Annotated in this window: 3 protein-coding genes; all 3 read left to right on the top strand. The window is 62.1% G+C overall.

The features are described from left to right. Positions 1-476 (top strand): type IV pilin protein (locus RJQ10_RS04705; protein WP_350144133.1); only part of this gene is annotated, 476 nt, incomplete at its 5' end. A gap of 27 nt (positions 477-503) precedes the next feature. Further along, the gene (locus tag RJQ10_RS04700; RefSeq protein WP_350144130.1) at positions 504-827 is read left to right on the top strand and encodes a hypothetical protein; all 324 of its coding nucleotides are present in this window, start codon (positions 504-506) and stop codon (positions 825-827) included. A gap of 270 nt (positions 828-1,097) precedes the next feature. Continuing rightward, positions 1,098-1,885: retention module-containing protein (locus RJQ10_RS04695; protein ID WP_350144128.1), on the top strand; the 788-nt coding region annotated here is incomplete at its 3' end.

Genomic DNA, 1,885 nt, shown 5'->3' with positions numbered 1-1,885 from the left:
TATTAATGGCTTCGCAGGCATTGCCGCGGCAACACGGTGGCCGGGCGGTGGTCGCCCGCCGCCAGCGCGGCTTCACGCTCATGGAAGTCATGATCGTGGTGGTGATTGTGGCCATTCTGGTTGGCATTGCACTGCCGAGTTACCAGGGCAGCCTGCAGAAGGGGCGTCGCAGTGATGCCATGTCCGCTCTGATGGATGTCGCCAACCGGCAGGAGCAATTCATGCTGGATCGCGGCACCTACACCACGGATCTCACAGATCTTGGTTTTGCCGCCAGCCCGTTTGTTTCCGAGGAGGAGCACTACAGTGTTTCCGCAGCGGCCTGTGGCGGTGGCACCATTGCTACCTGCTATCTGCTGACAGCGGCGCCCCGGGCGGGCTCACCGCAGGCCAAGGATACGCGCTGCGGTTCATTTACCCTGGATTCCCGCGGCACCCGTTCCGCTGACGGTACTGACCCGGCGGAATGCTGGTAACACGGTTTAAGCTGGAGATTAGTGACTATGTCCTACAAGAAATATTGCAATGCGGCAGTTCTGGGTGCTCTGTCCTCACTCCTGCTGGCGATACCGGCAGCAACAGGGGCACCGCGTCTGCCTGCCAACGAATACGCCTGTCAGGTAAAGGACCAGAGCGGTGCCTCGTCGCTGGTGTTGGTGCAGGCAGATGATCTGCAACAGGCGGCGGTCGTTGCCGCTGAGTCCTGGTACCGGGTTCGCGGTCCCCGGGACGCCGGCCCGGTGACAGTGGTCGAATGCGTGGACAAGGAGCAGGGCAGTTTCCGGGACAGGGCGTTCCAGCGCAGTTACCGGGAATCCCTGCTCTAGCCTGATCTGATGTCCGGGGCCGCCAGCGGCCCCTTCCCACCTCTCTCATGCCGGTTCCGTGCGCATTCCGCCGCACGACCAGCCCTGCCCGGGGGCTTTGGGGCAGTGCCCTGCACACGCATACCCCGGCCTGTGAACTGACTCACATAACCGCGCTCTTGTCCTGTACCTGAGTACAATGTGCTCGAGTTGTCGGTCGTTTACTATCAGAATTCCAAGACCCAGTGAGGCGGCGCGCTTTGCCGCAGGTTCAATACAGGAATGACCGAGATGGCGGATACAGCAATAGCAACAGTTACAGCGATCACCGGCAAGGCTTATGCCCGTTCAGCAGAGGGTGAGCTGCGGGAATTGAGGCCGGGCGATGTGCTGCTGGAAGGCGAGACCGTGGTAACGCCGGATGGTGGTGCCGTCGAGCTGGCGCTGGAGGATGGCTCTCCGTTTGTCATCAGTGATGTTTCCGAGCTGGCGCTGACCCGCGATATCGTCGCCGAGCGTGCGGCTGCGGCGGATGAAAGTGCGGTGCAGGACGACACCGTCGCCGCGGTCCTCGCGGCCCTGGAGGGCGATGGCGACATTCTGGAACAACTGGACGCGCCGGCGGCGGGTGCTGGTGGTGAAGCTGCAGACAGTGAGACTCACAGCTTCGTCCGCCTCGGCCGCATCGTCGAGGAAACCCCGGAGTTCACCGGCCTGGCCGCATTCGGTGACCGGGCTGCCGTACTGCCGTTGGAAGAGTCCGAGCAGATACTGCCCGTGGACGCGATCGATGATCAGGAGACCACGGAGCAGAATATCCCGGTGCTGATCAACGTTCAGGCCAACGACATCTTCACCGAAGGCAGCATTGTCACTGCGGTGACCCAGCCAGAGAGCGGCACGGTGGTCATCAATCCGGACAACACCCTGACCTTTACCCCGAATCAGGATTTCGTCGGGGAAACCACATTTACGTATACCGCGACGACCCCGGACGGCACCAATCAGGATACCGCCGTGGTCACTATAGTCGTGACAGGTCCCGGCGAGCCCCAGCCGGAACCGCAGCCGGAACCCGA

It is taken from the genome of Haliea sp. (genome assembly GCF_040222615.1).
Taxonomy (GTDB): Bacteria; Pseudomonadota; Gammaproteobacteria; order Pseudomonadales; family Halieaceae; genus Haliea.
Note: the sequence above shows the minus strand (reverse complement) of the source record. Positions and strands in the feature narration are given on the sequence as shown.

What these genes read in the sequence shown, in the direction of transcription:
- RJQ10_RS04700 (WP_350144130.1), top strand. Translation starts at nt 504, where the DNA reads ATGTCCTACAAGAAATATTGCAATGCGGCAGTTCTGGGTGCTCTGTCC.